Below are 26,662 nucleotides of genomic sequence, written 5' to 3'. Positions count from 1 at the left end.
GGTCCCGGCGGGTCAGGTGTTCTGACCGGCCCGCCGGGTCTGGGCCTCCGCCGCGCGTTTGGCCTCGGCCTCGGCCGCCGCCTGGGCCGCCTCCCGGGCCTCCTCCGCGTCCTTCTCCTCCCACTCCCGCTCGTACCGACTGATCAGGTTCATGATCAGCGCGGCTCCGACCGAGCAGACGACGGCCACGATCAGCCAGCGGGTGAGTGCGGTCACGGCGTCGAGCCCGCCGCCGGCGTACTGGGAGTACAGCGACGGGCCGGCCAGCACGGCCGCGATCGCGCAGCCGACCAGCAGTGGGTTCACGAGGTCGCGCCACCCACCGCGAGCTGGGTGCACAGCAGCGCGGCCCAGCCGACCCGGTCGACGGCGATCCCGTCCAGCCGGACCACCGGCAGGCCCAGCTGGAGGGCCGCGGCCGGTTCACCGGACTCGAACGCTCCGTCCAGGGCCACCGCGTCGACCTTGCCCAAAGACTCCAGCCAGCGCTGGTTCTCCTCGATCGACCTGGTGCCGTCGAGCACTGCGATCACCGCCTCCGCCTGCACGTCCTGCAGGACCTCACGAATCTTCCCGGTTTCTGGGGTCAGGGCCGGGACTGGGACACTGACCACCACCGGACGGGTGGCGGCCACCCGATCGACCGCCTCCAGACGTTCGGGCCCGACCTCGAGGGGAACCGTGACCACCGGTCGCGGACCGCCCTCATGCGGAAGGTCGAGTGCGGTGCGGGCGGCTTCCAGCCCGATCACGTCCGGCGGGCCGATCACCGCGATCACCGCTACGTCGTAGGCGATCTCGGGTTCGGGCATCTCGCCGAGCATCTGCACCACCGCCATGAACCGGTCGCCGGGCTGCAGGTTGGCGGTCCAGTCGGTGGGCACGCCCAGGCTGTTCAGGTGCATCTTGTCGGCGGCCAGGGCGAGGCCGTTGGCGATCGCCTCGGCGGTCTCCAGCCCGGCCTGGACGCCGGCCCGGACCTGTTCGAAGTCCAGGGCGTGGTCGAAGTCGGTTGTAGGGGAATTAGTTTCTGAGATTGAGGACGTCGGTGCGCCTGAAGCGCCGGGAGCATCCGTCTCGGTGTGGTCGGGTGCAGGGGTTTTGTCCGTTGTCGGGTTGGTGGTGGCGTGGCTGGTCAGGAAGTCGGTCAGGGAGAGCGGGGCATTCGGCACGGGGAGGGGCGGTTCGTGCAGGAACGGCGACTCGGTCACTGGGAAGCCGGGTGTGACCGGGGCTTCCATGTTCGGGACGACGCCCGACGTGGTCTCGGTCGCGGTCAGGGGGTCGGGCTTGGGTTCGGTGTCCGGCTTGAAGGCCCAGGTGGTCACCGGTTCCGGCTCGGTGGTCTCGGTTTGCGTGGCGCTGGGGTCGGACCAGCGGGCCAGGAGGTCGGCAGGGGATGCCCAGCCTGACGTCCCGCTGCTGGAGTCGGTGGCCGGCGCGGCTGGGGTGGCCGGGGGAGCCCACTCCGGGCTGGTGCTCGTGGGCGTGGCCCAGGGTGAGGTGGTTCCCGCGGCTGTGTTCTCCGGCCCTGTGTTTTCTGGCCCGGTGTTTTCCGGGGCCGGTGCTCCGGGCTGGGCGGGGACGACGGGGGAAGCACTCATCTCCGAGCTCAAGGACGCGCTGAAAGCATTCTCGGGTGCGGCTTCTGGTTCGGGTGGGGTCTCGCGCTCGGCCACCATGACTTCGGCCCACTTGGCCTGGATGTCTTCGGCTGCGCTGGTGGGCTCGGGACCGGCCAGGGGGGCTGCTGCGGTGCTGGCGGTTGCAGGCTCGCTGGCTGCGGGTCCGGTTGTGGTGGTTGCGGGCCCGGTCGTGGCGGCCTCGGTGGTTGAGGGCACGGTGGTTGAGGGCTCGGTGATGGCCCCGTTGGTTGTGGCTGTGTCCTCGGCGAGTGCTGCTGTGAGGTTGTCGCTGGGGCTGGCCGTGCGTTGGGTGGGCAGGCCTTCGGTGAGCCCGATCGTCTCGGTGGGCCCGTTCGTCTCGGTGGGCCCGGTTGTCTTGGTGAGCTCGGTTGTCTCGGTGGGCCCGGTTGTCTCGGTGGGCTTGTTGCTTTCGGCGTGTTCGGTGGCGTTGGCGTCCGTGCTGGTTTCGGTGGCTCCAGTGGTCTCGGGAGAAGGAGCTGTGAAGGCGGGCGTCTCTGACGAGGGCGGTGCGAGGACGGGCATCGCAAGTGAGGGTGTCTCGAGAGCAGCTGCCGGCAGATCGGACCCTGAGGAGGCGCTTTCGAGGGCAGGGGTAGGGCCGGCCTCGGTGCTGGGGGCGGTTTCGGCAGCGGTTTCGGCCGCGACTCCGGTAGCGACTCCGGACTCGGTCTGGGACGCGGGGGCAGGTTCGCTCGTCAGGGGAATGCTTGCGCCTGCCTCGGTAGGCGGGGCCCAAGGGGTGTCGGTCGGCGGGTGTGTGGTTGCGTCTGCTTCGGTGGGGGTGGCCGAGGGGGTGTTGGCCGGTGGATGTGTGGCTGCGTCTGCTTCGGTGGGGGCGGTCCAGGGGGTGTTGGCCGGTTGGTGTGTGGTTGCGCCTGCTTCGGTAGGCGTGGTCCAGGGGGTGTTGGCCGGTTGGTGTGTGGTTGCGCCTGCTTCGGTAGGCGTGGTCCAGGGGGTGTCGGCCGATGCGTGTGTGGCTGTGCCTGCTTCGGTAGGCGTCGCCCAGGGAGCGTCGGCCGATGGGTGTGTGGCTGCGTTTGCCTCGGTAGGCATGGCCCAGGGGGTGTCAGTCGGCGGGTGTGCGGTTGCGTTTGCCTCGGACGGGGTGGCCCAGGGAGCGTCGGCCGGTGGGTGTGTGGTTGCGTCTGCCTCGGTGGGGGTGGCCCAGGGAGTGTCGGTCGGCGGGTGTGTGGCTGCGTTTGCCTCGGACGGGGTGGCCCGGGGAGTGTCAGCTGGCGGGTGTGTGGCCGCACCTGATTCGGACGGGATGGCCCAGGCCGGCGTGGCGTCGCCGGGGGTGTGCGTGGTGTCGCTCGGCTGAGTCTCGGCGGGAGAAGCAGCGCCGGCTGTCGAGGTGCCAAGGTCAGCATTTGACTGGCCTGCGGAGTCGGAAGTCGCGCTCGCTGCACTGGCACTCATTACGGCCTGGGCAGCTGCGACCTCCCCGGCGGTTGCGGCTGAACTGGCCCGCGCGGCCATGGTCTCCCATGCGGGGGGCTCGTCGGCGGCCGCTGCGCTGGACGCCTCGATCTTCGGCGCGTCCGGGACGCCGCTGCCCTCGGACGACTTCGTTGCTTCGTCGCCCACTGCCGGACTGATCGAAGTCACCGGGGCGACCGACTCGTCCTTGGTTTCGTCTTTGCCCTTGCCCTTCTTCTTGCCGCCGAAGCGCACGCCGAACAGCTTGAAGCCACCTTCCGGAGGAGTGTCCGCCTCGGCCCGGGCTGCGGAAATCGGTGCCGGAGGGGTGCCTTCTGCAGACGTTCCGGTGGCGCCGGTCGAAGGTGCCTGACCCAGCGCACGATTGGTGGTATCAGTGGCGGAACTTCCTGTGGACGATTCATTTGCGGCAGGCGTGGCCTGGCCGGTGACTGGAGGCACGACGGACTGGACTGATGCGGGATTGGTCTCCGCGGACGTCCTTTGGTTGGGCATGTTCTTCTTCGAGCGACGAGCCTTGCCCTTGGGTAGGACCGTGGTGGCCCGCGGAGCTGTGGCAGCCAGCTCGTCAAGCTCGGATGACGGGTGAGGGGCAGCCGAGCCGATCGCTGGTGCCGTTGCGGTGTCGCTGCCGAATGCGGGCGCTGACCACTGCTGTGCCTGACCTTCACCGCCGGTCGCTGGGGCGTTTTCGGCTGTTGCGGGTGTGGACCAGGGGGAAGTGATCGTGGTGTCGCCCTGCCCCGGCATCGGTGCTGCCCACTGGGCTGCAATTGCTTCCTCGGGGGAGGCGTAGGGGCTGGACGTCGGAGCATCGGTGGGTGCGCCGGGCGCCGAGGTTGCCAGAGTGGTTGTGGATTCGGGGTGTTCGGAGGCTGAAGGGTTTTCGGCCTGTCCGAAGGTGCTGGTGAATTCGCCCTGGCCGAATGCCGGCGCGGTGGGGTTCTGGCCGAAGGTGGCGGTGGGGTCGCCCTGGGGGGACGTGGGCGTGGAGTTGTGCTGGCCGAATGTGGGGGTGGTGTCGGTGTGACTGAAGGTGGGCGCGGCATTGCCCTGGCCGAGTGTGGGCGCGTCGTGGCCCTGGCTCAAGGTCGGTGTGGCGTTGCCTTGGCCGAAGCTGGGCATGGAGTCACCGAGAGCTGGGGTGGCGTCGCTCTGACCGAAACTGGGCGTGGCGTTGCCTTCACCGAACGCGGGTGCGGTGGTGTTCTGGCCGAAGGTGGGTGCGATGTCGCCCTGGGCGAGGGTGGGCGTTGCGTCGCTGTGGCCGAACGTGGGCGTGGTGCTGCCCTGGCCGAACGTGGGCGTGGCCTCGCCTTGGCCGAAGGTGGCGGGGGCGTCAGCGGCGCTGGAGTTGATGGGCTCGCTCGGGGCGAAGGCGCTGGGGGGTGCCAGGGCGGGAGTTTGAGTGGTTGTTCCGGACGCAGGCTGGTCAGAATCTTCAGGCCGACCGGAACCCGCAGTCTGGCCGAAGCCAGGGAACTGGCCGAAACTTGCAGATGGGCTCGAATTCTCAGATTGGCCAGAAGGCTCAGATTGGCCGAGACTCAACGGCTGCTCAGAACCCTCTGACTGTAGCGAACTTCCGATATGACCGAGGTCCTGGCTCTGCTCGGATGTCTGACCCTGTCCAAGGCTCTGGTTCTGTCCGAATCCTGGGTTCTGCGCGGGTCCCTGAGGACGGCCATCGGCCGATTCGAGCTGGGCCGGGGGCAGCGGCTGGGGCGCCTCGGTCGGCGATGCGGGAGCAATGGCCTGGAGGGTGGGAATCGGGGCCGTCACGGGTGCGAGGCTGGGCGTTTTCTGGGGTGTTTCGGGCGCCTTGGAGGGCGAGGGAATCGGCGGGGTGGCAGCCCAGCGCGACACCACATCGTCCTCGGTCTCGCTCACGGCCGGCGGATCGCTCGGAGCCAGACCCGGTGTACCTGTGCTCGGGGTGGCCAGACTCGGTGTGCCCGTGCTGGGCATGCCGGTACTGGGTGTGCTCGGCCCGGTCGGGTCGGCCCACTTGGCGATCAGTTCGGCCTCGGCATCCGAGGTGCCGGAAATGTCGTTCGACGCAGGGGAGGCCGCAGGCGTGAGGTCGGGCGCCATGGGAACACTGCCCGACGACTGGGCGTCTTGGGTGTTCTCCTGGGCTTTTTCCTGGCCGGGCTGCGGGTCTGAGGGCGTCCCCGGGGAGTCGCCCGCCTGGTCGCGCCCGGCACCGCCGGAGCGGGCCTTGGGCGGGAGCGGGAGAAGTTTCGGAATGTCCCTCACCGTCGATGGATCGGAAGGAACCTCACCGTTGTTGAGCGGACCCGGGCCGTCGGCTTCGGTCTGCTGTCCCCCGGACGGAGTCTGCGTGGACATCTCCACCCGGATGCCCGGGAGGGCGTGGGTCATCAGAGCGCCTGGCGTCTGCGTCGGGCGGGGACTGCGGCGGCTGGCCGGGAGTCCCAGATCGGCCGGAATGGCCCGCTTCCGGGGGGCTTCGGTGCGTGGGCTCCGGCCGCGGGCCCAGGCGGGACGTAGCCCGCTGAAGTCCAGGTCGTCGGTGGAGGCGGGCAGGGGAGACTTGATGTCCTCAGCCGGAGGCTCGGGGATCTCGATCCGCTTGACCGCGGGTGTGTCGGCCGGCTTCTTCGCCTTCGGTGCACGATGGGCCGCCTTGCGGGCGCGGCGCCGGGTCTTCGGTGCGGGGGTCTCGGCCGGAGCATCTTCGGCGACGGACTGGGCGGCGCTGTCGGCGGACTCAGGGGTTGCCGGCAGCTCGATCGTCGGAGTCTTCGAGACGGCTGGGGTGGGCTCGGGGTGGAAGGAGGCGACGGTGGCGCCGTCGATGAGTTCTGTCTCGGTGGTTGCAGCTGTGTTCGGGATGATCGGGGTGGCCGGGTGGGCGTCTTCGCTGGCGGTCTCGGCGACCTTGCTCGGGACGGTGTCCACGACGGTGACGTTGTCGGCGGACTCCGGTTCCTGGGGGAGATCGGGGGCGGGCTCAGGGGTGTTCTGGAGAGCGAGCTCGGAGGTGGGCGTTTCTGCTTTGGTGGGCTCGACACCGGGCTCGGGCTCAGGGCTGGGCTCAGCGGTGCTGGTCTTCGCCTTGGCCGCCTGCTTGCGAGTGGTGGCCCGGGTGGTCCTGGCCTTCGCCTTGGTGGTCCGGGCGGCCTTGGCTGCTCGCTCGGCCCGCAGTTCCTCCGCCCGCGCCGCGATCCGGGCCTCACGTTCCGCTGCGACCCGGCGAGCGGCCTCTTCCTCCTCGGCCTCCTGGGCAGCCTGACGGGTGGCTTCCTCGGCTTCTGCTTGGGCTGCGGCGTGCTGGGCGGCCTCTTCGGCTTCCGCTTGGACTGTGGCCTGCTGGGTGGTCTCCTCGGCCTCCGCGTGCTGGAAAGCTTCGCCGGCCTCTGCGGGTGCTGCGGCCTGCTGGGAGGCCTCCTCGGCCTCTACGCGTGCCGCAGCTTGACGGACGGCCTCAGGGACGTTCAGGGCGTCCGCGTCGCGCTCAGTCTCCGCGAGCGTCCTTTGTTCGAAATCCTGCTGCTCCGCGACTGAGCCGTCCCACTCTCCCCACTCACTCTCGTCCCACTCCATGTTGTCCGGCCCGTGCTGAGCCTGAGCCGCGCGGTGGAGGGGCATCGACAGGGGGAGGCCCGAATCGGCTGGGATCCGTGGGTCGCCCGGGCGGCCGCCACCGAGGTTGCGTACGGCGTCGGGGCTGACCGTGGGGCGAGCCCCGGGGTAACCGCCGGCGTTGAGGATGGCGGCCAGGTCCAGGGTCTCGCGGACCTCGTCCTGCCCGTAGGGGTCGAATGACGGCCCGCGGCGGGAGCGGGAATCCGCCTGTCCGAGGGCATTCTGGCCAGGGGCGTCCTGGACGGGGGCACGCTCGTCGGAGGCCATGGCCGCCTCGAACGCTGCCTGCCGGGCCATCGCCAGCGCGGCGGCCTGCTCGATCGAACCGCGCTCGTCCTCGTCTGTGCGCTTGTTCCCGGCGCGCTGGGTGAGCGAGCGCAGGCCCCGGGCGCCAGATCGCGCCGACACTGCCCGTGAAGTCGCCCGGGAAGTTGCGCGGGAAGTTGCGCGGGGAGTGGCAGGCCGAGCGGCGGGGGCTTCGGCGGCCGCAGGGGTCGCGGAGGCCGGGAGCGCCAGTTCCTCGTCGTCGTCCAGAGCGTTCAGCCCGCCCGGTACCTCGACGGCGACCTCGAAGGCCTCCTTCGCGAAGAACCCCATTACACCGCCCCGGCGCACTTTCTCGGCCCGGACGATCCGGGCGAACGGGCCCCCCTCGCGGCGTGCCCGGATCAGCAGGGCCTCGAGGTCGTCACCTTCAAGAAGCAAATTCATGACTACTACTCACCTGTCCGACGGTCTCGATCTGGTGAATGCCGGTCGCCTCGGTGAAGGCGATGACGGGAAGCTGGGGCAGCGAACCGCGCAGCAGACGCCGCATCGGCAGCCGCAACGGGCCGGAGATCAGCAGCACCGGCAGTTCGCCGCGCTGCTCGGCCGCGGTCTGGAGGGCCGAGATGTCCGAGACCAGGCGCTGGGCCTGGACCGGGTCGAGGGCGATCACCACACCCTGCTCGCTGGCCCGCAGCGCCTCGCCGATCGAGGTCTCGACCGACGGTTCCAGGGTGATCGCCCGCAGCACGCCGTCCCGGACGTACTGCACGGCCAGGGCCGGGCCGAGGGCGGCCCGGGCGGCCTCGAGCAGGGCGTCGGGGTCGTTCGAGGTGCGGGCCCGCTGGCCCACCCCCTCCAGCACCCGGCCGAGGTCGCGGATCGAGACCTGCTCGTCGAGCAGCCCCTGCAGCAGGCGCTGCACCGCCGAGAGCGGCAGCACGGCGGGCACGAGTTCCTCCACCGCGGCGGGCCGGTCGTTCTTGAGCACCTCGAGCAGGTCCCGGGTGTCGTCCAGGCTGAGCAGCCGGGAGGCGTTCTGCCGGACCATCTCGGCGAGGTGGGTGGTGACCACGGCCGCGCGTTCCACGATGGTGGCGCCGGCCAGCTCGGCCGAGGCGCGGTACTCGATCGGGACCCAGACCGCGGGCAGGCCGAACACCGGCTCGGTGGTGTGCCGTCCGGGCAGGCCGTCCATCGAGTCGCCGATCGCCAGCAGGTGCCCGGGCGGGGCCTCGCCGGTGGCCACGCTGCTGCCGCCGATCCGGATCTCGTAGGTGCCCGGCGCCAGCATCGCGCCGTCCCGAGTACGCACCGGCGGCAGGACCAGGCCCAGGTCGAGGGCGGTCTTGCGGCGCAGGGCCCGGACCCGGTCGAGGAGGTCCCCGCCGCGGGCGGTGTCGACCAGGTCGACGGCGTCGGGGGAGAGCAGCAGTTCCAGCGGGTCGACCCGGAGCGAGTCGGTGACCGGGTCGCCGGTGCCGCCGCCGGCCGGCAGCGGGACCTGGCCCGAGGGCATGGCGATGGCGCCGGAGGCGGCCGGGGTGTCGGTGCCCTCGTCGTTCATCGAGTCGTCGTTGGCGCGGAAGGCCATCAGCAGCACCAGCGCACCGACGATCAGGAAGGGCAGCTTGGGCATGCCCGGGATCAGGCAGAGGGCGATCATCGACCCACCGCCGATCATCAGCGCCTGGCGGTTGCGGCCGAGCTGCCCGATCAGGTCGCTGCCGACGTCGCCGGCCCCGGTCGAGCGGGTCACGATCACGCCGGTGGCCACCGACATCAGCAGCGCCGGGATCTGCGAGACCAGGCCGTCACCGACGGTCAGGAGGCTGTACTTCTGGACGGCCTCACCGGCCGGCATCCCCAGCTGCAGCATGCCGATCGCGAAGCCACCGATCAGGTTGACCAGGGTGATGATCACCGCGGCCATGGCGTCGCCCTTGACGAACTTGGTGCCACCGTCCATGGCCCCGTAGAAGTCCGCCTCGGCCGCCACGTCCTTGCGTCGCTGGCGGGCGGTGTCCTCGTCGATCAGGCCGGAGTTCAGGTCGGCGTCGATCGCCATCTGCTTGCCCGGCATGGCGTCGAGGGTGAACCGGGCGCCGACCTCGGCGACCCGGGCCGCACCGTTGGTGACCACGGTGAGCTGGATGATGATCAGGATCGCGAAGATGACCAGACCGATGATCAGGTTGGACCCGATCACGATGTGGCCGAACGCCTCGATCACGTGACCGGCGAAACCGTCGCGCAGCACCAGCCGGGTCGAGCTGACGTTCAGCGCCAGCCGGAAGATGGTGGCCACCAGCACCACGGTGGGGAAGATGGCGAAGTCCAGCACGCGCTTCACCTGCAGCGCGACCAGCAGGACGACCAGGCTGATGCCGATGTTCAGGGCGATCAGGATGTCCAGGAGGAAGGCCGGCAGCGGCACGACCATCATGAGGACGACGATCACGATCGCCACAGGGATGGCGATCTTGGTCATCCGGTTGGACGGCACGGGGGCGACCTCCGACAGCAGTGCAGTCGACGAGACTGTGAGGGGGCGGGTCGTCGCTCGTGAGTGAGCGTGAATCCGTGGTCCCGCGGTTCGGCCATCCGTGGCTGATGCTCACATCGGCGGTGGCCGTACGGGACTTGAGCCGATCGGGGGACGGCGGGGCGGGGCCGGGCCCCTCGGCGCTGTGCCGAAGGGGCGAATCTGCGCCGCCGGTGCCGCGACCAGGTATCACCGCCCGGTTGCCTGGTGTCCATCAGCTGTCAAAGTCGCTGCGGCACGGTTCTTTCAGCAGGTTCGCGCGGTGAGCGACCGTCCAGACGTGCCGATCGTCCGATGCGGCGTACTTTGGTCTGCAGCGGGCCGCGATCCATCCCGAAACGGGGCGAACTATGCTCTGTTCGGCCTTCGGCAGGGCACGTCCGCGCACACCGGCGTGTGCGGTTCCCCAGGTGTCCGACAGCTGTACCTGTTTCTGTTCGTGAGTCGCACTGCCCTCCGGCGGAGGTGCCGAATGTCAGTCGTAATCGCCGCGATCGCGGTCTTTCCCGTGCTCACCCTGCTGATCATCGGCCTGGCCAAGGCCGAGAACGGGCTCATGCCCCGAAGTACGCCGGCCGAGCTCCCGGGCCCGGCAACCTCCGTCCCGGCTCCGGACTCGACGGTCAGCTGATCCGGCGGAGGGTTCAGGCCCGGGCTGCGGGCCGACTGCCCACCAGTACGGCGTGTACGTAGAGCCGCTCGGTGGCCGAGAACTCCGGGTGGCAGGTGGTCAGCGTGAGCATGGCCTGCCCCTTCGCCGTGCGCTGCTGGATCACCGAGACGTCCGCGGGATCGGTGACCCCCTCGCCGACCACCTCGTAGTCGAACCGGCCCCGGGCCGTCCAGACCCGGATCAGGTCGCCGTCGGCCAGCGTGTTGATCTCCCGGAACGGTGCACCCCAGGTGGTGCGGTGCCCGGCGATGCCCACGTTGCCGCGGCGGCCGGGCTCAGGACTGCCCTCGTACAGGCCCAGGCCCTGCCGTAGAACCTCGGTCCCGGTGCCCTGCTCCACCGGCATCCGCCAGTCCGCGCCCAGTTTCGGGATCTTGACCACCGCCACCACCGGCCCGGCCACTCCCTTCGGGACCACCGCGGTACCGGTGCCCTTCTCGACCGGGGACGTGAACGCCTGGGTCGCGCGGTCGGCGAGGCTGTGCGCGGTGGTGCGGGCCTGTCGGTTGGTCCACCACCAGCCGCCTCCGACACCGGCCGTGAGCAGGGCCCCGACCACCAGCGTCACCAAACCGATGAGGCGGACCCGCGATCCGCGGGCCCGCCTCAGGAACTTCACTCCTCCATCTTCTCGGATCTGTTGGTCAGCGGCTGGTTACGCCGCGTCGTCAGGTGAGGATTTATCGCTGTCCTGGCCGGGCTCCGGGCGGGAGACCGGGTCGGGGCCGAAGAGACCGGCCGGCATCAGCTGCCGCCCGTCCTCGTCGGTGGTCGGCTGCCGGTAGCTGCCGCCCCGGCGGATCCGGAAGCGCTCGGCGCCCAGCAGACCGGTACCGATCAGCACCAGGACCAGACCGAGGACCAGGCCGGGCACCAGCAGGAGCGGGGTACCGGTGAAGGCCAGGCCGCCCCCGGTGTCGTTGCCGCCGCTGCCCCCGGTGCCGTCCCCGTCACCCTCGCCGGAGTCGTTGCCGCCCCCGCCGCCGGTGCCGCCGCCGTCACCGTCGCCGCCGTCGCTGTTGCCGCCGCCCCCGCCGGTGTCGTTACCGCCGCCTCCGCCGGTGCCCCCGCCGCCTTCGGCGACGACCGTGACGTTGACGGTCTGCTGCGAGACCTGGTTCAGGTCGTCGATCACCGACATCACGAACCGGTCGTTGCCGACCCGGTCGGCGGCGCGGTAGACGCAGGCCCGGCCGTCGTCCGCGATCCGCACCGAGCCCAGACCGTCGGGCGTGCTGCAGCTGGTGACCTCGATGCCCGAGTACGACGGGCCCTGCGGGGTGACCCGCTTGCTGGCCCCGAGCGCCACGTTGGTGTTGATCGTGGCGGTGGCCGCCAGCACCGGGATGAAGGTGAACGACTGGACGAAGCTGATCGAGCCGGCCGAGTTGGTGACCGTCACCGTGGTCGGCCCACCCGGGTGCGCCGGGGTGGTCACCCGCAGCATGTTCGACGCCGCGGCCTTCCACTCGCCGACGGCCTTCTCGGCCAGGGCCGGGCGGAAGGCCCGGACCCGCATGTCCTTGTCCCGGGTGGCCTGCTTCAGGCTGCCTGCCGACCGGGCCGTGTCCAGCCCGGTCGCCGGGTCGTCCACGTCCGGGCCGAGCTCCAGGTCGGTGCCCTCGGCCCCGTCGAAGGAGACGGTGGTGTTCTGGTCGAACCCGGTGCCGATGATCGTGACCTCGGTGCCACCGGCGGCCGGGCCCACGTTCGGGGTCAGGCTCGACACCGTCGGCAGCCCGGAGAGCGGCACGTAGGTGAAGAGATAGCTGCGGCTGCTGCCGTTGGCGTTGCGCAGCACCACGGCGACCCCACCGGCCGGGTGGGCCGGCGTCCGCACCGACAGCGTGGTGTCGTCGACGACGTTCAGGTCGGTGGCCGCCTGGCCGTCGAAGGTCACCCGGTCGACGCCCTGCAGCCCCAGGCCGCGGAACAGGATCGTGGTGCCGCCCACGGTCGGGCCGCTGCGCGGCGTCATCGAGTCGACCACGGGGACGCTGTTCGCGGCCACGTAGGTGAACTTCGAGCCGTCGTTGGCGGTGCTGCTGCCGACCAGTGTGGTCACGATGACGTCGACCACTCCGGCCGCGTGGGCGGGAGCGTCCACCAGCAGCGTGGTGCTGTTCAGCACCGTCAGGTTGGCGCCCGCGGTACCCCCGAAGGTCACTCCGGTGGCGCCGAGGAAACCGGTGCCGTAGACGGCGACCTGGGTGCCGCCGGCCACCGGCCCGACGGCCGGGGACATGGTGGTGACGGTCGGGCCGAGGTTCACCGGGAGATAGGTGAACAGCGACGTGCTGGTGCTGTTCCCGCTCGGGCTGGTGATCACCACGGAGACCACGCCGGCGGCCTTGGCCGGGGTGTTCACCGTGATCTGGGTGCCCGGGCCGTTGACGTTGAAGGACGTGCCCGGCGTGCCGCCGAACTCGACCCCGGTCGCCCCGGCGAAGTCGGTACCGGTGATCGTCACCTGGGTGCCGCCGGTGGTCGGGCCGGTCAGCGGCGAGATACCGGTGATCTGCCCGTCGAAGGCGGTGTAGGTGAAGGGAACGGTGTCGGTGCCCCCGGTGGTGGTCACCAGGATGCTGGTCGCCCCGGCCACCAGACCGGCCGGCACCCGGAAGGTGGCGGAGGTACCGGCGCCGTTGACGCTGATGTTGGTCGCCGGCAGACCCCCGACCAGGACGGCCAGGGTGCTGTCGAAGCCGGTGCCGGTCAGCGTGGCGTCGAAGCCACCCTGCAGCGGGCCCGAGGAGGGAGTGACCGAGGTGATGCTGGGTGCGGCCGCGGCGTAGACGAACAGGCTCGGCAGCAGGCTGGTGCCGAAGTCGCCCTGCAGCGTGACGGTCACGATGCCGGCCGCGTGGGCCGGGGTGGCGAACACGATCTGGCTGCTGCTCTGGCTGGTGAAGGAGCCCGCGTTCACGGTGTTGCCCCCGATCACCAGCGAGTCCACGTCACCCAGGCCGAGACCGGAGAGGGTGACCGCCGTGCCGCCGGTGGTCGGGCCGGTCAGCGGCAGGGCCACGACGTTGAGCGGGACGGCGGCGTAGGTGAAGTTCACCGCGTTGCTCGTGACACCGCCCGTGCGCACCGTGATCGGGGCCGCGCCGGCTGCGTGCAGCGGCGAGGTGAAGCGCACGGTGGTCGAGTTGACGAAGGTCGTCACCACCGGCATACCGTCCACGAAGACGATGGAGCTGGGGGTGAAGCCGGAACCCGTGACCGTGACCGTGGTGCCACCGGTCGCCGGGCCCGCGCTGGGGCTGAGCGACCCGACCGACGCGGCCGCGGCCGTGTAGGTGAAGGTGTTGGCCACGATGCTCTGGGTGACCCCGCCGCTGTAGCGGATGGCCACACCCACGTCACCGGGGTTGGTGGTCTGCGGCGAGGTCACCGAGATGGTGAGCCCGTCCCAGGAGAAGTTCGTCCCCGGCACGCCCCCGAAGTCCACCCCGATCGGGGTCCCGACCAGGTTGAGGCTGGTGATGGTGACCGGGGTGCCGCCGGCGATCGGGCCGGTGGACGGGTTCATCGTCACCGCGATCGGCGGCAGGCCGGCGAGCTGGTAGGCGAACGGGCCGGCGTTGGTGGTGGTCGAGCCGGGGCCGTTGAGCGTGACCGTCACGGTGCCCACGCTCAGGTTGGCCGGCGTGGTGAAGGTCAGGCTGGTGCCGTCGTTCGACTGGGCGGTGATGGTGCCCGCCGCGTTGCCCACGTCCACCGAGGTGACCTGGTCGAGGTTGGTCCCGGTGACCGTCACCGACGTGCCGCCCAGGATCGAGCCGTTGCCCGGGGCCAGGTTGGAGACCGTCGGGCTGCCGTAGGTAAAGGTCGCGCTGCCGGTGCCGGCCACCGCGCCGCCCCCCGAACCGGTGCGCACGGTGATCGTGGCGGTGCCGGCGGCGTGCTGCGGGGTGACGAAGCTCAGTCCGGTCGAGCTGTCGTAGGTGGTCGGAACCGGGGTTCCGTCGACCAGCACGACACTGGCGTTGGTGAAGTTGGTACCGCTCAGGGAGACCGCGGTACCACCGGCGACCGGGCCCCGGCCGGGCGTGATCGAGCCGACCGTGGGAACCCCGACGTAGCTGAACACGGCGTCGTTGGTCTGGGCCGAGGTGCCGCCCGAGTTGGTCACCGTGACGAACTGGCTACCGGTGCCGGCCGGGGCCGTGGCGGTGATCGAGGTCGGGCTGTTGACCGTGACCCCGGTGGCGTCGGCGGTGCCGAACTTGACCGTCGAGCCGCTGGAGAAGCCGCTGCCCGAGATCGTCACCGTGGTGCCGCCTCCCGGTGGGCCGGTCGCCGGGCTGACCCCGGTGACCGCCGGGGCCGCCACGTAGGTGTACTGCCCGGAGGCGGTGCCGGTCCCGGCCGGGGTGATCACCTGGACGTTGACCGAACCGGTGCCGTCCGGGGCGATCGCGGTGATCTGGGTCGGGCTGTCGATGGTGAAACCGGCGGTCTTGGCGCCGAAACGGACGCCGGTGGCGCCGCGGAAGCCGCTACCGGTGATCCGGACCTCGGTGCCGCCGTTGGCCGGGCCGCTGGTCGGCGTGAGGCTGCCGGCCGTGGGGGTCACGGCGTCGGTGGTCAGGCACTCGGTGTGGCCGACGATCACGTCACCCTGGCCGACCGCGCTGAGCGCGCCGCCCAGCAGCTGCAGCCGCAGCGCGTTGGTGGCGAGCCGGGTCTTCCCCCCGGTGGTGGTGCGGGTCTGCTCGTTCAGGTGCAGCTTGCCCAGACCCAGGATGTCGATGACCGTGTTCGGGGCCGGGTTGGCGGGGACCGACGTGTTCAGGACGCCGTTCAGCTTCAGGCCGGTCACGGTGGTGGTGGCGGTGACGCCACCGGCGTCGCCGAGGCAGCTGGAGCCGATCACGTCGGCGGTCACCGCCTGCAGGCCCTGCAGGCCGGTGCCGGTGCCCAGCCCGGCGACCGAACTCGTCGCCTTGGCGGTGTCCTTCAGGTCGTCACCCTCGGCGGTGGTGGTCACCGCACCGGTGGAGAGCAGTCCGGTGACCGCGACCTTGGCCGTGGTGGCCTGCGCGGGCCCGGCCGGCCAGTCCGACTTCGGCGTCTGCCCGGTGCCGATGCCGACTGCTCCGAGCAGCGACACGTTGGCGAAGACGCCGTAGGACGAGGCGGCGGTGGAGCCGTCGGCGGCCGCCTTGATGTCCTTCTTGCTTACCTTGGAGTCTTTTTCGCTGTCTTTCGACGGCTTCCCCACCGCCGAGGAGACAGCCGCCTCGGGTGCGGCCGATGCCGAGGCGGCCGCGGCCGGCAGTCCTCCACCGGCGACGAGCAGGCCGGCCACGACCTGCGCCACCCCTCGTCTGCGGCGGAAACGGACGGGACCGCCGAAAAGCGGCCCCCCGCCTGGGTTCGTACTGTTCCGTGTCAAGACACGCATTGAGGCGCCCCCGCTACCTGATAGCCAGGACCCTCTCGATCCCGGTCGATCGGGCACTCTAGGTAGCGCTGTAATTACATGCTTGGGATTACTCGCGGCGTGTTCAAAAAGATCTACGCGAGAAGCGGTGAAATTGCCCCGGGGTGGTGGTTTACGCCGCACAGACGGGGGACTTGCCTTGCGGCCGGGGAAGAATCAGCGCGGCGCTCGGCGCGCCTCGCTGATCTCCCGACGGCGGCGTGCATTGAGCTCGGCCCGGGTGGGCAGGACGTCCGGAACCGGGATCTTGGTAGGCGGTTTCCGGGTTGCGGCATTGCGGCCGGGCTTGCCGGCCTGCATCACGAACGCCAGGATCCGGGCGACCGCCATGTACAGCTCGGCCGGGATCTCCTCGCCGATCTCGCAGACCCGGAACAGGGCGCGGGCCAGGGGCTTGTCCTCCACCACGGGGACCCGGTGCTCCTTGGCGAGCTGCCGGATCGCGGCCGCGACCGAGCCCGACCCCTTGGCCACCACCTTCGGGGCGCCCTTGCCGGACTCGTACTTCAGGGCGATCGCCAGGTGCGTCGGGTTGGTCAGCACGACGTTCGCGTCGCCCACCTCGGCCATCATCCGGTTGCGGGACATGGCCATCTGCTTCTGCCGGATCGCCCCCTTCAGCATCGGGTCGCCCTCTTGCTGCTTGTACTCGTCCTTGATGTCCTTCGGCGTCATCATGAGCTGCTTCATGACATCGTGACGCTGGTAGAAGTAGTCGGCCATGGCCAGCACCAGACCCGAGCCGGCTGCCACGAAGACCAGCTTGCGGATGTCGGCGGCGGCCATCTCGGCCGTGGCCATCAGCGGCAGGATGCCCTGGCCGATCAGCTGGGCGACCAGGTCCTGGCCGATGATCCAGACCACGGTGGCCAGGACGACCACCTTCAGCAAGGCCTTCAGGGCCTCCCAGGCCGCCTTCATCCCGAACATCCGCTTCAGGCCCTGTAACGGGTTCATCCGGCTGAACTTCGGTTGCAGCACCTTCGCGCTGGGATAGAAGCCCTGCATGGCGGTGGCCACGAAGGCGGTCAGCATCGAGGCCAGGCACATCGGGGCGGCCCCGATCAGCACCGCCATCGGGATCTGGTTCATCACCTCGTAGGCCCGGGGCAGGCTCGGGTCCCTGGCGATCGCCGGCAGGTCGGTCAGCATCGCCCGGACCCGCTCGTTGGTCAGGTCCACGCTGAACGGCATCACCGCGACCGCCGCGGCCAGCGAGGCCCAGGTGCCGAAGTCCTGGGAGCGGGGGAACTGCCCTTCCTTACGGGCGTCCTTGATCTTCTTCTCGGTCGGCTTCTCGGTCTTGCCGTCCTTGTCACCGGCCATGTCGGGACCTCACCCCCCGACCAGGCGGATCATGGCCAGGCCCGCGGTGTTGACGAAGTTCTCCAGCGTGCCCGGGATCTGCACGAGGATCAGCCCGATCAGGAACAGGCTGAGGATGATCTTCAGCGGGAAGGCCAGGGCGAAGGCGTTCAGGGCGGGGGCGGCGCGGGTGAGCAGACCCAGGGCCACGTCGGCGATCAGCAGGGCGGCGAGGATCGGCGCGGTCACCTGGATCGCCGAGACGAACATGGTGGCCAGCATCTTCGTCAGGGTCTCGGCCACCAGGGCCAGGTCCATCCGGGCCAGGGCCGAGATCTCGAAGGTGCGCGACAGCCCGGTGAGGATCACCAGGTGGCCGTCGGCGGCGAACAGCAGGGTGATCGCGATCAGCTGGTGCAGCCGGCCCATCACCGAGCTCTGCACCATCGACAGCGGGTCCAGGCCCTGGGTGATGCTGAAACCACCGGCCAGGTCGATGAAGTCACCGATGGTCTGGATCGCGGCCACCGCCATCAGCACGAAGTAGCCGAGCGCCACCCCGAGCAGCATCTGCAGCAGCATCTGCCCGATCATCGCGCCCGAGCCGAGCGGCGGGGCCTGCCGGACGGTCCAGGTGGACATCGGGATCGCCAGGGCGAACGCCGTCGTCGCCCGCACCTGGCTGGGCATCGCCCGGGTGTTGAACGGCGGGGCGATCAGGACGAAGCCGACGACCCGGCCCAGGGCGAGCAGGTAGCCCGAGAGCGTCAGCGTGGCGAAACCGAGGTCCACAGGGCCTTCTCAGCTGTTGAGCAGATTGGGGACCATGGCGAACAGTTCCCGGGTGAAGCCCTCCAGCGTCTTCAGGCACCAGCCCCCGGTGAGCACCAGGACGACCGCGGTCACCACCAGCTTGGGCACGAAGGTCAGGGTCTGTTCCTGGATCTGGGTGGCGGACTGGACGATCGACAGCACCAGCCCGACCCCCAGGGTCGCGCCCAGCACGGGGCCGGCCACCTTGGTCGCGGTGAGCAGGGCGGCCGCGACGATCTGGATGATCGTGTCTTCCATAACGCGCCTCCGGGTCGGGGATCGGGCAGGGGGGAACGGGCGCTAGCGATAGCTGCCGATCAGGGTGGTCACGATCAGCGTCCAACCGTCGACCAGCACGAACAGCAGCAGCTTGAACGGCAGCGAGACGAGCGCCGGAGGCAGCATGACCATACCCAGCGACATCAGGATCGCGCTGACCACGATGTCGATCACCAGGAACGGGATGAAGATGACGAACCCGATGATGAACGCACCGCGCAGCTCGCTGAGCACGAAAGCCGGTACCAGGGTGCGGAGCTCGACGGTCTCCCGGTTCTCCGGCAGGGGCAGGTCGGCCGCCTTGGTCATCAGCGCCAGTTCCTCGTCGCGGGTGAACCGCAGCATGAACTCGCGCATCGGGTCGGTACCGGCCCGGTAGGCCTCGGTGGCGTTGAGGTCGCCGGCGCTGTAGGGCTGGATGGCCGCCTCGTTGATGGCGTCGGCGGTCGGGCCCATGATGAAGAGAGAGAGGAACAGGGCCAGACCGACCAGCACCTGGTTCGGCGGTACCGAGGGGGTGCCCAGGGCGCTGCGGGTCAGCGACAGCACCACCACGATCTTGGTGAACGAGGTGCACAGCAGCAGGAGTGATGGAGCGACCCCGATCAGGGTGACCAGGATGATGATCGACAGCACCTGGCTGCGCTGACCGGGAACGCTGACGGTGACGTCGTTGTCGCCCGGCTCGACCGTGTTGGCCTGTACAGCAGTCACACTCACGGCTTGTACGGCAGCCACACTCACGGCCGGTGTCTCGGAGACCGGAGCGGCCTGGGCCGAAGGCACCTGCAGCAGAAGGAAGGCCACGCCGAACACCAGGCCGGCGAGCAGCCGGAGTGCGGGTCGTAGTCCCCCAACGCCTCTGGCTCCGGGAGGTTCCCCCACCTTCCGTGGGGAACGGCCGTCCATGGTCAGCCTCGCCGGACGGTCAGGTCGCGCAGCGCGTCGACTCCCTGCCGCCACGTCCTGGGCGACAACACCGATCCGTTCACCTGCGGGTTCAGCTCCTGGGACCGTCGGCCCGAGGGCCGGCTCGCGACATGGGCGGGCTGATGGTCCGCAGACTGGTCCTGGGGCTGGGCCACTCGGCGCCCCTGGCCCGGCACCGGCACCGGCACCGGCTCCTGAGGCTGACGCTGGGGGCGCAGCCGCCGCTCGGGCTGGCCTGCGGCCCGACGACCGGGGTAGGCCTCGGCCTGGAAAGCAGCTACCTGTCGGGCAGTACGTTCCGGCAGTGACTCCGTGGTCCTCTGGATCAGGGCGGCCGGGCTGTCGGGAACGAAAGCCCGCCTTCCGGTCACCTCGGCGCTCGGGAGCGGCGTCGGCTGCGGTGCGGGTTCCGGTTCGGGCTCGGCCGTGGTCCGGCCGGCGGCGCGCAGGGCGCTGGCCAAGTCGGGGAACTCGTCCACCTGAAGGCCGTCCGGCAGAGGCAGAGGCTCGTCCTCGGCGGGAGTGTCCCGCAGCGAGGCGCGGTTCTGGGCCCGGGTGAGGGGACCGGGATCGCGGGGCGGTCCGGCCGCCCGGCGACCGGAACGGCGCACCGGACGCTCGGATTCGAGCAGCAACTCGGCAGACTGAGCCGGGTGGTCCGGTTCGAAGGCGAGCACCGGGACGGTCGGGTCCAGTGGGTCCGGCTCGAGGGTGTCGAGGTCGGTGTAGTGGGGTGCATCGGTCAAATCACGGACGTCGATGAGCAGTGCGTCTACCGGCGCAGGGGAGGTCTGTGGCTGAGTAGGCATCAGCTCCTCCTCTGCGTAGGCCGCAGCAGCCGGAGACGGTGGCAGTTCTGCCTCCGTCGCCGGGGCGCCGAAGGCTGCGGCAAGTTCCTGCGCAGCCAACTCGCTCTCGAACAGATCCTCGGCGTCGATGTTCTCCGGCGCACTGATCGAGGTGGGGACGAAACCGGGCACGAAACTTGGCTCGCTGTTGGGGACGGCGGTGGGCCGGGTGAGGCCGAAGCCCTTCGACCGACGCCCGCGCCTGGCGGTCCGGCGCCCGGCGAATGCCTCGTCCGCTTCCTGCCGGTTGCTCCGGAGGCCGAGCTGACGACGCAGACTCGACTTCACGGCATCCGCCACCGCACCGGCTGAACCGGCCCGGGCGGCGGCCGGGGTGCGCCGGCTACGGCGGCCGGTGAGCTGCTTCTGGGCTGCGTTCTGGACTGCGCTCCGGACCGCCTCGTCGGCGTCGTCGAAGTCGGCCAGCATCGTCACCCCCTGCGAGGTGACACCGAGAAGCAGCTTACGGTCGCTGATCTCGACCACCGCGAGGTTGGCCTCACGGGACAGGCCGATCCGCTCGACGATCCGCAGGCCGCTGGTGCCGTTCTCACCCCCGGCCCGCCGGGCGAGCCGGGCGGCCAGGGCGATCGTCATCAGAACCACGATCAGGCCGCCGACCACGCGCCCGAGCTGGTCCAGGTCGCCGATCACGTCGCGTCCCGGGTGACGATCTCGGTGATCCGCAGGCCGAAGCTCTCGTCCACCACGACCACCTCGCCGCGGGCCAGCAGCGTGCCGTTGACCAGCAGGTCGGCCGGTGACCCGGCGAGCCGGTCGAGCTCGACCACGTCACCGGGGGCCAGGGCGAGCAGCTGCCGCACCGACATCCGGGTGCGGCCCAGCTCGCAGGTCACCTCCATCTCGACGTCGCGCAGCATCTCGATGCCCCAGCTGTTGCCGCCGGAGCTGGGCCGGGCGCCGAAGGCGGCCGGAGCAGCGGGGGCGGAGGGCGCCATCTGCGTGATCGAGAGCCCGACCAGCGCGGTGGTGCTGCCCTCCGGCCCGGCCAGCGGCAGGATCACCGTGGTGCCGCCGTTGAGCACCTCCAGGCACTGCTCGACCGGGGTGGCGGTGGGGTCACCGTCCAGCCGGCCGCCCAGCGAACTGGCGATCGAGTCCAGCGCCGGGCGCAGGGCCTGGGCCGGCTCGAGCGAGCCGAACGGGGTGCCGGCCAGGGCGTCGACCAGCTCCTGACCGACGACCAGGAGCACCTTGCCCTCGACCCCGCCGGAGAGGAAGGCCGTGATCGCGGCGCCGGCCGGATCGGGCAGGACGGCCTGGGCCGGGTCCGCGACCGGTTCGCCGATGGTCAGCGGCGAGGCCGAGGGGATCTGCGGCAGGGCTTCCCGCACGGCCCCGATCGCGGCCTGGGCCACTGCGTCCCGGTTGCCGGCATCGCCTGTGCGCTGCTCGGGAACCATGGGTGAGGCTGAGAAAGACATGAGGGGTCCTCGGTGTGCGATGAGTCAGATGTCGAGGTGGCTTCCCTGCCTTCTCGGCCGCATCCCTGCGTCGATTGAGCTGACTGAGTGAACTTCCGCGAAGTTACTGCTCCGGATCGACGATCAGAGCCGCCAGCTGCTTGCCGCTGGCGCCGGGGATCGCGTAGCCGAACGTGGAGGACGCCGAAGTGACCTCCAGCGGCTTGGACGTGCGGTGCCCCAGGCTGACCACGTCACCCACGGCCAGCCGGCCGATCTGCGAGGAGCTCATCCGCAGCGGGTCGAAGCGGATCGAGACGTCGACCTCGACGTCGTTCAGCCGCTGGGTGGTCTTGGCGGCCGCCGCACTGCGCTGCTTCTGCTTCTCACCGCGGTCCTGCGACCGGGTGGCCTGCTCGAGGGCCGGCTGCAGCATGGCGTAGGGCATGCACAGGTCCATCGTGCTGACCCGCTCACCCACTGCCAGCTGCATGCGGGCCACGATCACCGGGTCGGTGGCCGCGGCCGCCTGCACGAACTGCGCGTTGCTCTCCAGCGTGAGCAGCTGCGGCCGGGTGACCGCGATCGGCTCGAGCGCGTAGGCGAACTCGCGCAGCGCCCGGCCCAGCAGGTGCCGGACCAGCGTCTGCTCGATGTCGGTCAGCGGACGCTCGGGTTGCTCGTCGACCCCGCTGCCGCCCAGCAGATGGTCGATCATGACCATCAGGTTGCTGAGGTCGAGACTCATCAGCGCCTTGCCCTGCAACGGTTCCAGCGACATCACGGCGCAGACGCTCGCCTCGGGCAGCCCCGACAGGAACTCGTCGTAACTCATCTCCTCGACCTGCACGAGGCTGAGCACGCTGACCGCACGGAGACTGGTCGTCAGCACGGTGGTTGCCTGCCGGCCGAAGGTCTGCATCGCGACCTTCAGCAGGTGGGCATCCTCCCGGGCCAGCCTGACCGGCCGGCGGAAGTCATAGGTCCGAGCACCTGCCCTTGGGCGTCTGCCCGTGCTGGTCGCCTGATTGGAGTAGCCCACGAAAGGTGCATCGGTGGGCCGGGCGAGATCCTTTAACCGTCTCCGGCGGTATCTGCGGCGGGGCGGTCAGGACGGCAAACGAAGGACGGCGGTGGCAGCCTTGGGGGGCTGCCACCGCCGTCCGTTCGTGCTCGGGTCTGGTCGGTCAGGACCTCACTGCATCACGAACTCGGTGAAGTAGAGGTCGTAGACCTCCGGCTGCACGGTCAGCTCGGACGCGCGTTTGATCGCCTGGGCGGCGGTCAGCTCGTCGTCCTCGTGCGCCTTGCCTCCGCTGACCTCCTCGTTGGCCTTCTTGATCTCCTCGTGGGTGATCTCGCCGTGCGGCAGGTAGGCCAGCTTGATCCGGGCCACCAGCTCCTCCTTGGCCTCGTCCTTGCCCTTGGCCTCGGACAGCTCGGCCACGGACATGCCGCTGAACACGTCGATGATCTTGTCCAGCGCCTTGGAGCCGTCCACCTCGGCCGCCTCGGCGGTGGGCTGCAGAGCGACCCCCACCTTGAGGAAGTGGCCGCTGGCGAGGTTCACCGTGATCGACTCCAGCGGGACCACGACACCGGCGGTCGGTTCCGGCAACGCGGCCGCGGCCCCGTCGTCCTTCGGCTTCAGCACGAGGAAGTAGGCGGCGGCGAGGATCAGGACGACGACGGGCAGGGCGATGATCAGGAGCTTCTTCTTGCCCCCGCCCTTGGCCTCCTCATCGCCCTCCTTCTCTTCTGCCTTGGCCATGTGACTGTCTCCTTCTGTGGTCTGGTGGTCCGTGGGCGAGCTACTCGCCCGAGGTGGTGGAACCGCTCTGGTTGCCGAGGTCCTCGACGGCCTGGCCGGCCGACTCGTCCACCCGGGCCACGACGACGATCTCGACCCGGCGGTTGACGACCACCGCCCGTGGGTCGTCGTTGGAGAGCCGGGGCCGGGTGTCGGCGAAACCGGTGAAGGTCATCCGGCGGAACGGGATGCTCTGCTCGTTGTGCAGGTAGCGCAACACGTTCGAGGCCCGCTGACCGGAAAGCTCCCAGTTGGAGGCGAACTGCGCGGTGCGGATCGGGATCGAGTTGGTGTGCCCGTCCACGCTCAGCCGGTTGGGCAGACTCCGCAGGGTCGGGCCCAGGGCGTTCAGGATCCGCTGGCCGCGCGGCTGCAGGGTGGCACTGCCGCTGGTGAACAGCACGTTGTCGGTGGCGATGGTGACCACCAGGCCGCGCTCGTCGAACCGGAAGTTGGCGCCGTTCTTGAGTCCGGCCCGGCTCAGCGCATTCCTGAGTTCCTTCCGCGCTTCCCGGAGGTTGTTGACCTCCTCCTTCACCGCGGCCTCTTCGGTGGCCTTGACCAGTTCGGCCACCTTCTCCGGGTCGACCTGCCCCTCCTGGGGTTCGTTCGTCCCGTCCGCTCCGGGCCTGGGCATGGTGTCGGGGGCGACCGCACCTCCCGGGTCGAGCAGGGCCGGACCACCGCTGAGAACCTCGGTGGGAGTACCGAAGCTGGTCGACAGACCGGTCGCCAGGGCGGCGAACTTCTTGGAGTCCACCTGGCTGATCGCGAAGAGCACGATGAAGAGCACCATCAGCAGGGTCATCATGTCGGCGTAGCTGACCAGCCAGCGCTCGTGGTTCTCGTGCTCCTCGTGCTCCTCCTCGTGACCCCGGCGCTTACCGCCCCCGCCGCCGCTCATCAGGCCGCCTCACGCACTTCGTTCGGGCCGGTCGGGGTCATCTTCGAGCGCAGCTTGGTGGCCACCACCCGCGGGTTGGAGCCGGCCTGGATCGCCAGCACCCCATCAATGATCAGTTCCATCTTGGCCGCCTCCTGGGCGGCCAGATACTTGATCCGCTTGCCCCAGGGCAGGAACATCACGTTGGCCGACATGACGCCCCACAGGGTGGCGACGAAGGCCGCGGCGATCAGGGCGCCCAGGCTCGAGGGGTCGTCGAGGTTCTCGAGCACGTGGATCAGACCGAGGACGGTACCGACGATACCGATCGTCGGGGCGTAACCGCCTGCGTCGGTCCAGAATCCGGCGCCGATGGCGGCCGACGCCTTCTTCGCCCGCACCTCGGCCATCAGGATGTCGTACAGGTCGTCGGGGTCGGTGCCGTCGACGGCCATCTGCAGGCCGCGCTGCATGAACGGGTCTGCGACGTCGTCCATCTCGGACTCCAGCGACAGCAGCCCTTCCCGGCGGGCCTTCTCGGCCATCTTCACCAGCGGCTCCACGATCTCCTCGTGGTTGGGCGGCTTGGCGGTGAACGCGTAGGCCAGCCACTTGAAGGCGGTCATCATCGAGGGGATCGTGCCGCCACCCATGCAGGCGCCGAAGGTACCCACGATGACCAGCAGGATCGGCGGGATCAGGAAGATCGCCAGCGGGCTGCCGCCCTCGAGGATCATCGAGACGAAGATCGCCACCATCGCGACGACCACGCCGGCAATCATTGCCACGTCCATGCTCACACCTCCCGTGAGGGCAGCCGTAGAACCCGGCCGATTGTCGAATCTTGACTGGTGCGGTCGGCCATCGAGGCGGTGCCGGCCTCCTGCTCGGAGGCGGGCCGCAGCGTCCCGGCGTCGCCGCCGTACCGGGCGAGGGTGATCGCCTCGGCCGCGACCGAGGCGCGCCAGGTGCGGACCAGCTCGACGACACGCGGCAGCGGCTCCTCGATGACCAGCTTGTGGCCGTCGACCAGCGTGATGACGGTGTCGGGGGTCGCCTCGGCGCGTTCGATCAGGTCTGGGTTCACCGCAACGGCTATCCCGTTACCCAGTCGGGTCAGAATGATCACGCGAAGATCCGTCCTTGGAGTTGTGTGGCCCGTCCTTTGGCCACCTCTTAATCGGTCGGCAGCGGGGGCCCGGGATTGAGACGATCGGGTACCGGCTGCTCCGGTCGGGCTACCCGGGCGGTCCGGCGCCTCGGCCGACCGCCCCGGAAGATGCGTAAATGCCCGGCCTGGGCGCTGACCCGGGCCCGTACGGCCGACGTCCGTCCGGCGGTCACCCGAAAGTAGCTGCACAGTGGGTGATCCGGCCGGGTGACGCGCGAGAGGGCCACCGGCCGCCTGACGGTGACCGGTGACCCTCCCTGACGCCGAGCAGTCACTACCTCTTGATGTTGACCAGTTCCTGCAGGATCTCGTCGCTGGAGGTGATCACCTTGGAGTTCGCCTGGAAGGCGCGCTGAGCGATGATCATGTTGGTGAACTCGGCCGCCAGGTCGACGTTGGACATCTCCAGGGCGCCCCCGGTGACCAGGCCCACGCCACCGGAACCGGCGATACCGATCTGCGGCAGACCGGAGTTGGCGGTGTCGCGGTACACGCTGTCGCCCTGCTTCTCCAGACCGTTCACGTTGTTGAACGTGGCCAGGGCGAGCTGGCCCAGGGCCTGCTTCTGGCCGTTGCTGAAGATGCCGGTGATCACCCCGTCCGGCCCGATCTGGAACTCGTTCAGGGTGCCGGCCGCGAAACCGTCCACGTCCCTGGTCTGGGGTCCGCTGATGCCGGCGTAGCCGGTGAACTGGCTGAGGTCCACCGTCATGTTCACGCCGTTGATGGTGAACGTGGGGGCGGTGGAGGCCCCGGCGTCGTACCGGCCGGCGGTGTCGAAGGCCACGGTGCCGGCCGTACCCAGGTCGGCGTCGTTGTCGGCAGGGTCGCGGGCCTGCACGGCGTAGGTGCCGTCGCCGTTCGGGGTCAGGATGATCGGCACCGCGTAGGCCGCGCCGCCCTCGTCGTAGACGGTGGCCGTGACCTGGAGCTCGGCCGTGCCCTCAGGATCCAGGTTGCCGCCCAGCGAGACCGTGGTGGTCGCCGAGCCCGGAATGCTCAGGCCGGCCTGGAGCTGCAGTCGGCCGAGCTCACCGTAGGCGGTGAGCGTACCGTCCACGGCCTGGAAACCCTGCACGTACATACCGTTCGGGTTCACCAGGAAGCCGTCGTTGTCCAGAGTGAACGCGCCGGCCCGGGAGTACACCTGGGTGCCGCCGTCGTCGAGCACGAAGAACCCGTCACCGTTGATCATCAGGTCGGTCGCCTTGTTCGTGACCTGGGCCGATCCCTGGGCGAAGTTCTGCTGCACCGCAGCCAGCTTCACACCCAGACCGATCTGCGTCGGGTCCAGGCCACCGCTGGTCGCGGTCGAGGCCCCGGCGGCCCGCAGCAGCTGGCTCAGCGTGTCCTCGAAGACGATGTTCGAGGTCTTGAAGCCGGTGGTGTTGACGTTGGCGATGTTGTTGCTGACCACGTCCATCATCTGTTGGTGGGCCTTCAGGCCGCTGATTCCGGTGAAGAGTGAGCGGAGCATGCCGGACCTCCTGGTTCGGTCATTACTGCGGTCGGCATCCGTGCCGGGGAAATCCGGCGCATCGTGCGCCCGGAACTGGGGGACCAG

18 protein-coding genes are annotated in these 26,662 nt (G+C 70.0%); 1 reads left to right on the top strand and 17 read right to left on the bottom strand.

All coding sequences use genetic code 11. The features are described from left to right. Positions 1-12 precede the first annotated feature (12 nt). From LWF15_RS02860 to LWF15_RS02850, 3 genes are read right to left on the bottom strand one after another with little or no spacing between them, the layout of a single operon-like run. Positions 13-306 (bottom strand): hypothetical protein, encoded by a 294-nt coding sequence (locus LWF15_RS02860; protein ID WP_232808743.1) that lies wholly within the window; start codon positions 304-306, stop codon positions 13-15. Further along, on the bottom strand, positions 303-7,409 hold the full coding sequence (locus LWF15_RS02855; RefSeq protein WP_232808742.1) for a hypothetical protein: 7,107 nt from the start codon (positions 7,407-7,409) through the stop codon (positions 303-305). Before LWF15_RS02855 ends, LWF15_RS02860 begins: the two co-directional genes overlap by 4 nt. Further along, positions 7,393-9,471: a flagellar biosynthesis protein FlhA gene (locus LWF15_RS02850; RefSeq protein ID WP_232808741.1), complete on the bottom strand. Its 2,079-nt coding sequence runs from the start codon at positions 9,469-9,471 to the stop codon at positions 7,393-7,395. Before LWF15_RS02850 ends, LWF15_RS02855 begins: the two co-directional genes overlap by 17 nt. A 511-nt stretch (positions 9,472-9,982) precedes the next feature. Here LWF15_RS02850 and LWF15_RS02845 point away from each other — a divergent pair. After that, a complete protein-coding gene (locus LWF15_RS02845; RefSeq protein ID WP_232808740.1) occupies positions 9,983-10,141 on the top strand; it encodes a hypothetical protein in 159 nt (52 codons plus the stop codon). Between the two features lie 13 nt (positions 10,142-10,154). Here the strand turns inward: LWF15_RS02845 and LWF15_RS02840 are convergent, their stop codons facing one another. The 14 genes from LWF15_RS02840 to flgF form a co-directional block, all read right to left on the bottom strand. Continuing rightward, positions 10,155-10,802: a sortase gene (locus LWF15_RS02840; protein WP_232808739.1), complete on the bottom strand. Its 648-nt coding sequence runs from the start codon at positions 10,800-10,802 to the stop codon at positions 10,155-10,157. A gap of 36 nt (positions 10,803-10,838) precedes the next feature. Next, positions 10,839-15,512 carry a beta strand repeat-containing protein gene (locus tag LWF15_RS02835; RefSeq protein WP_232808738.1) on the bottom strand — a complete coding sequence of 1,558 codons (4,674 nt, stop codon included), beginning with the start codon at positions 15,510-15,512 and terminating at the stop codon, positions 10,839-10,841. Between the two features lie 279 nt (positions 15,513-15,791). Continuing rightward, complete coding sequence (gene flhB, locus LWF15_RS02830; protein ID WP_232808737.1) at positions 15,792-16,961, bottom strand: flagellar biosynthesis protein FlhB; 1,170 nt, start codon at positions 16,959-16,961, stop codon at positions 15,792-15,794. 9 nt (positions 16,962-16,970) lie between these two features. Then, positions 16,971-17,732, bottom strand: a complete 762-nt coding sequence (locus tag LWF15_RS02825) for a flagellar biosynthetic protein FliR (RefSeq protein WP_232808736.1) — start codon at positions 17,730-17,732, stop codon at positions 16,971-16,973. Positions 17,733-17,741: 9 nt separating this feature from the next. Further along, positions 17,742-18,011, bottom strand: coding sequence for a flagellar biosynthetic protein FliQ (locus tag LWF15_RS02820; RefSeq protein WP_232808735.1), 270 nt, complete (start codon positions 18,009-18,011; stop codon positions 17,742-17,744). Between the two features lie 42 nt (positions 18,012-18,053). Next, positions 18,054-18,839, bottom strand: coding sequence for a flagellar type III secretion system pore protein FliP (gene fliP, locus LWF15_RS02815; RefSeq protein WP_232808734.1), 786 nt, complete (start codon positions 18,837-18,839; stop codon positions 18,054-18,056). A 104-nt stretch (positions 18,840-18,943) separates the two neighbouring features. Next, entirely contained in the window at positions 18,944-20,464 is a 1,521-nt protein-coding gene (locus LWF15_RS02810; RefSeq protein ID WP_232808733.1) for a FliO/MopB family protein, read from the bottom strand. Next, complete coding sequence (fliN, locus tag LWF15_RS02805) at positions 20,461-21,255, bottom strand: flagellar motor switch protein FliN (protein ID WP_232808732.1); 795 nt, start codon at positions 21,253-21,255, stop codon at positions 20,461-20,463. Before fliN ends, LWF15_RS02810 begins: the two co-directional genes overlap by 4 nt. Positions 21,256-21,358: 103 nt before the next feature. Then, entirely contained in the window at positions 21,359-22,276 is a 918-nt protein-coding gene (locus tag LWF15_RS37255; RefSeq protein WP_285616709.1) for a flagellar motor switch protein FliM, read from the bottom strand. Positions 22,277-22,429: 153 nt separating this feature from the next. Next, a complete protein-coding gene (locus LWF15_RS02795) occupies positions 22,430-23,005 on the bottom strand; it encodes a flagellar basal body-associated FliL family protein (RefSeq protein WP_232808730.1) in 576 nt (191 codons plus the stop codon). 40 nt (positions 23,006-23,045) lie between these two features. After that, positions 23,046-23,948 (bottom strand): OmpA/MotB family protein, encoded by a 903-nt coding sequence (locus LWF15_RS02790; RefSeq protein WP_232808729.1) that lies wholly within the window; start codon positions 23,946-23,948, stop codon positions 23,046-23,048. Continuing rightward, complete coding sequence (locus LWF15_RS02785) at positions 23,948-24,721, bottom strand: flagellar motor protein (RefSeq protein WP_232808728.1); 774 nt, start codon at positions 24,719-24,721, stop codon at positions 23,948-23,950. Before LWF15_RS02785 ends, LWF15_RS02790 begins: the two co-directional genes overlap by 1 nt. Positions 24,722-24,723: 2 nt before the next feature. Next, positions 24,724-25,056 carry a flagellar FlbD family protein gene (locus tag LWF15_RS02780; RefSeq protein ID WP_232808727.1) on the bottom strand — a complete coding sequence of 111 codons (333 nt, stop codon included), beginning with the start codon at positions 25,054-25,056 and terminating at the stop codon, positions 24,724-24,726. A gap of 316 nt (positions 25,057-25,372) precedes the next feature. Next, positions 25,373-26,575, bottom strand: a complete 1,203-nt coding sequence (gene flgF / locus LWF15_RS02775; protein ID WP_232808726.1) for a flagellar basal-body rod protein FlgF — start codon at positions 26,573-26,575, stop codon at positions 25,373-25,375. Positions 26,576-26,662 lie beyond the last annotated feature (87 nt).

The organism is Kineosporia rhizophila (assembly GCF_021277265.1).
GTDB classification, from domain to species: domain Bacteria; phylum Actinomycetota; class Actinomycetes; order Actinomycetales; family Kineosporiaceae; genus Kineosporia; species Kineosporia rhizophila.
Note: the sequence above shows the minus strand (reverse complement) of the source record. Positions and strands in the feature narration are given on the sequence as shown.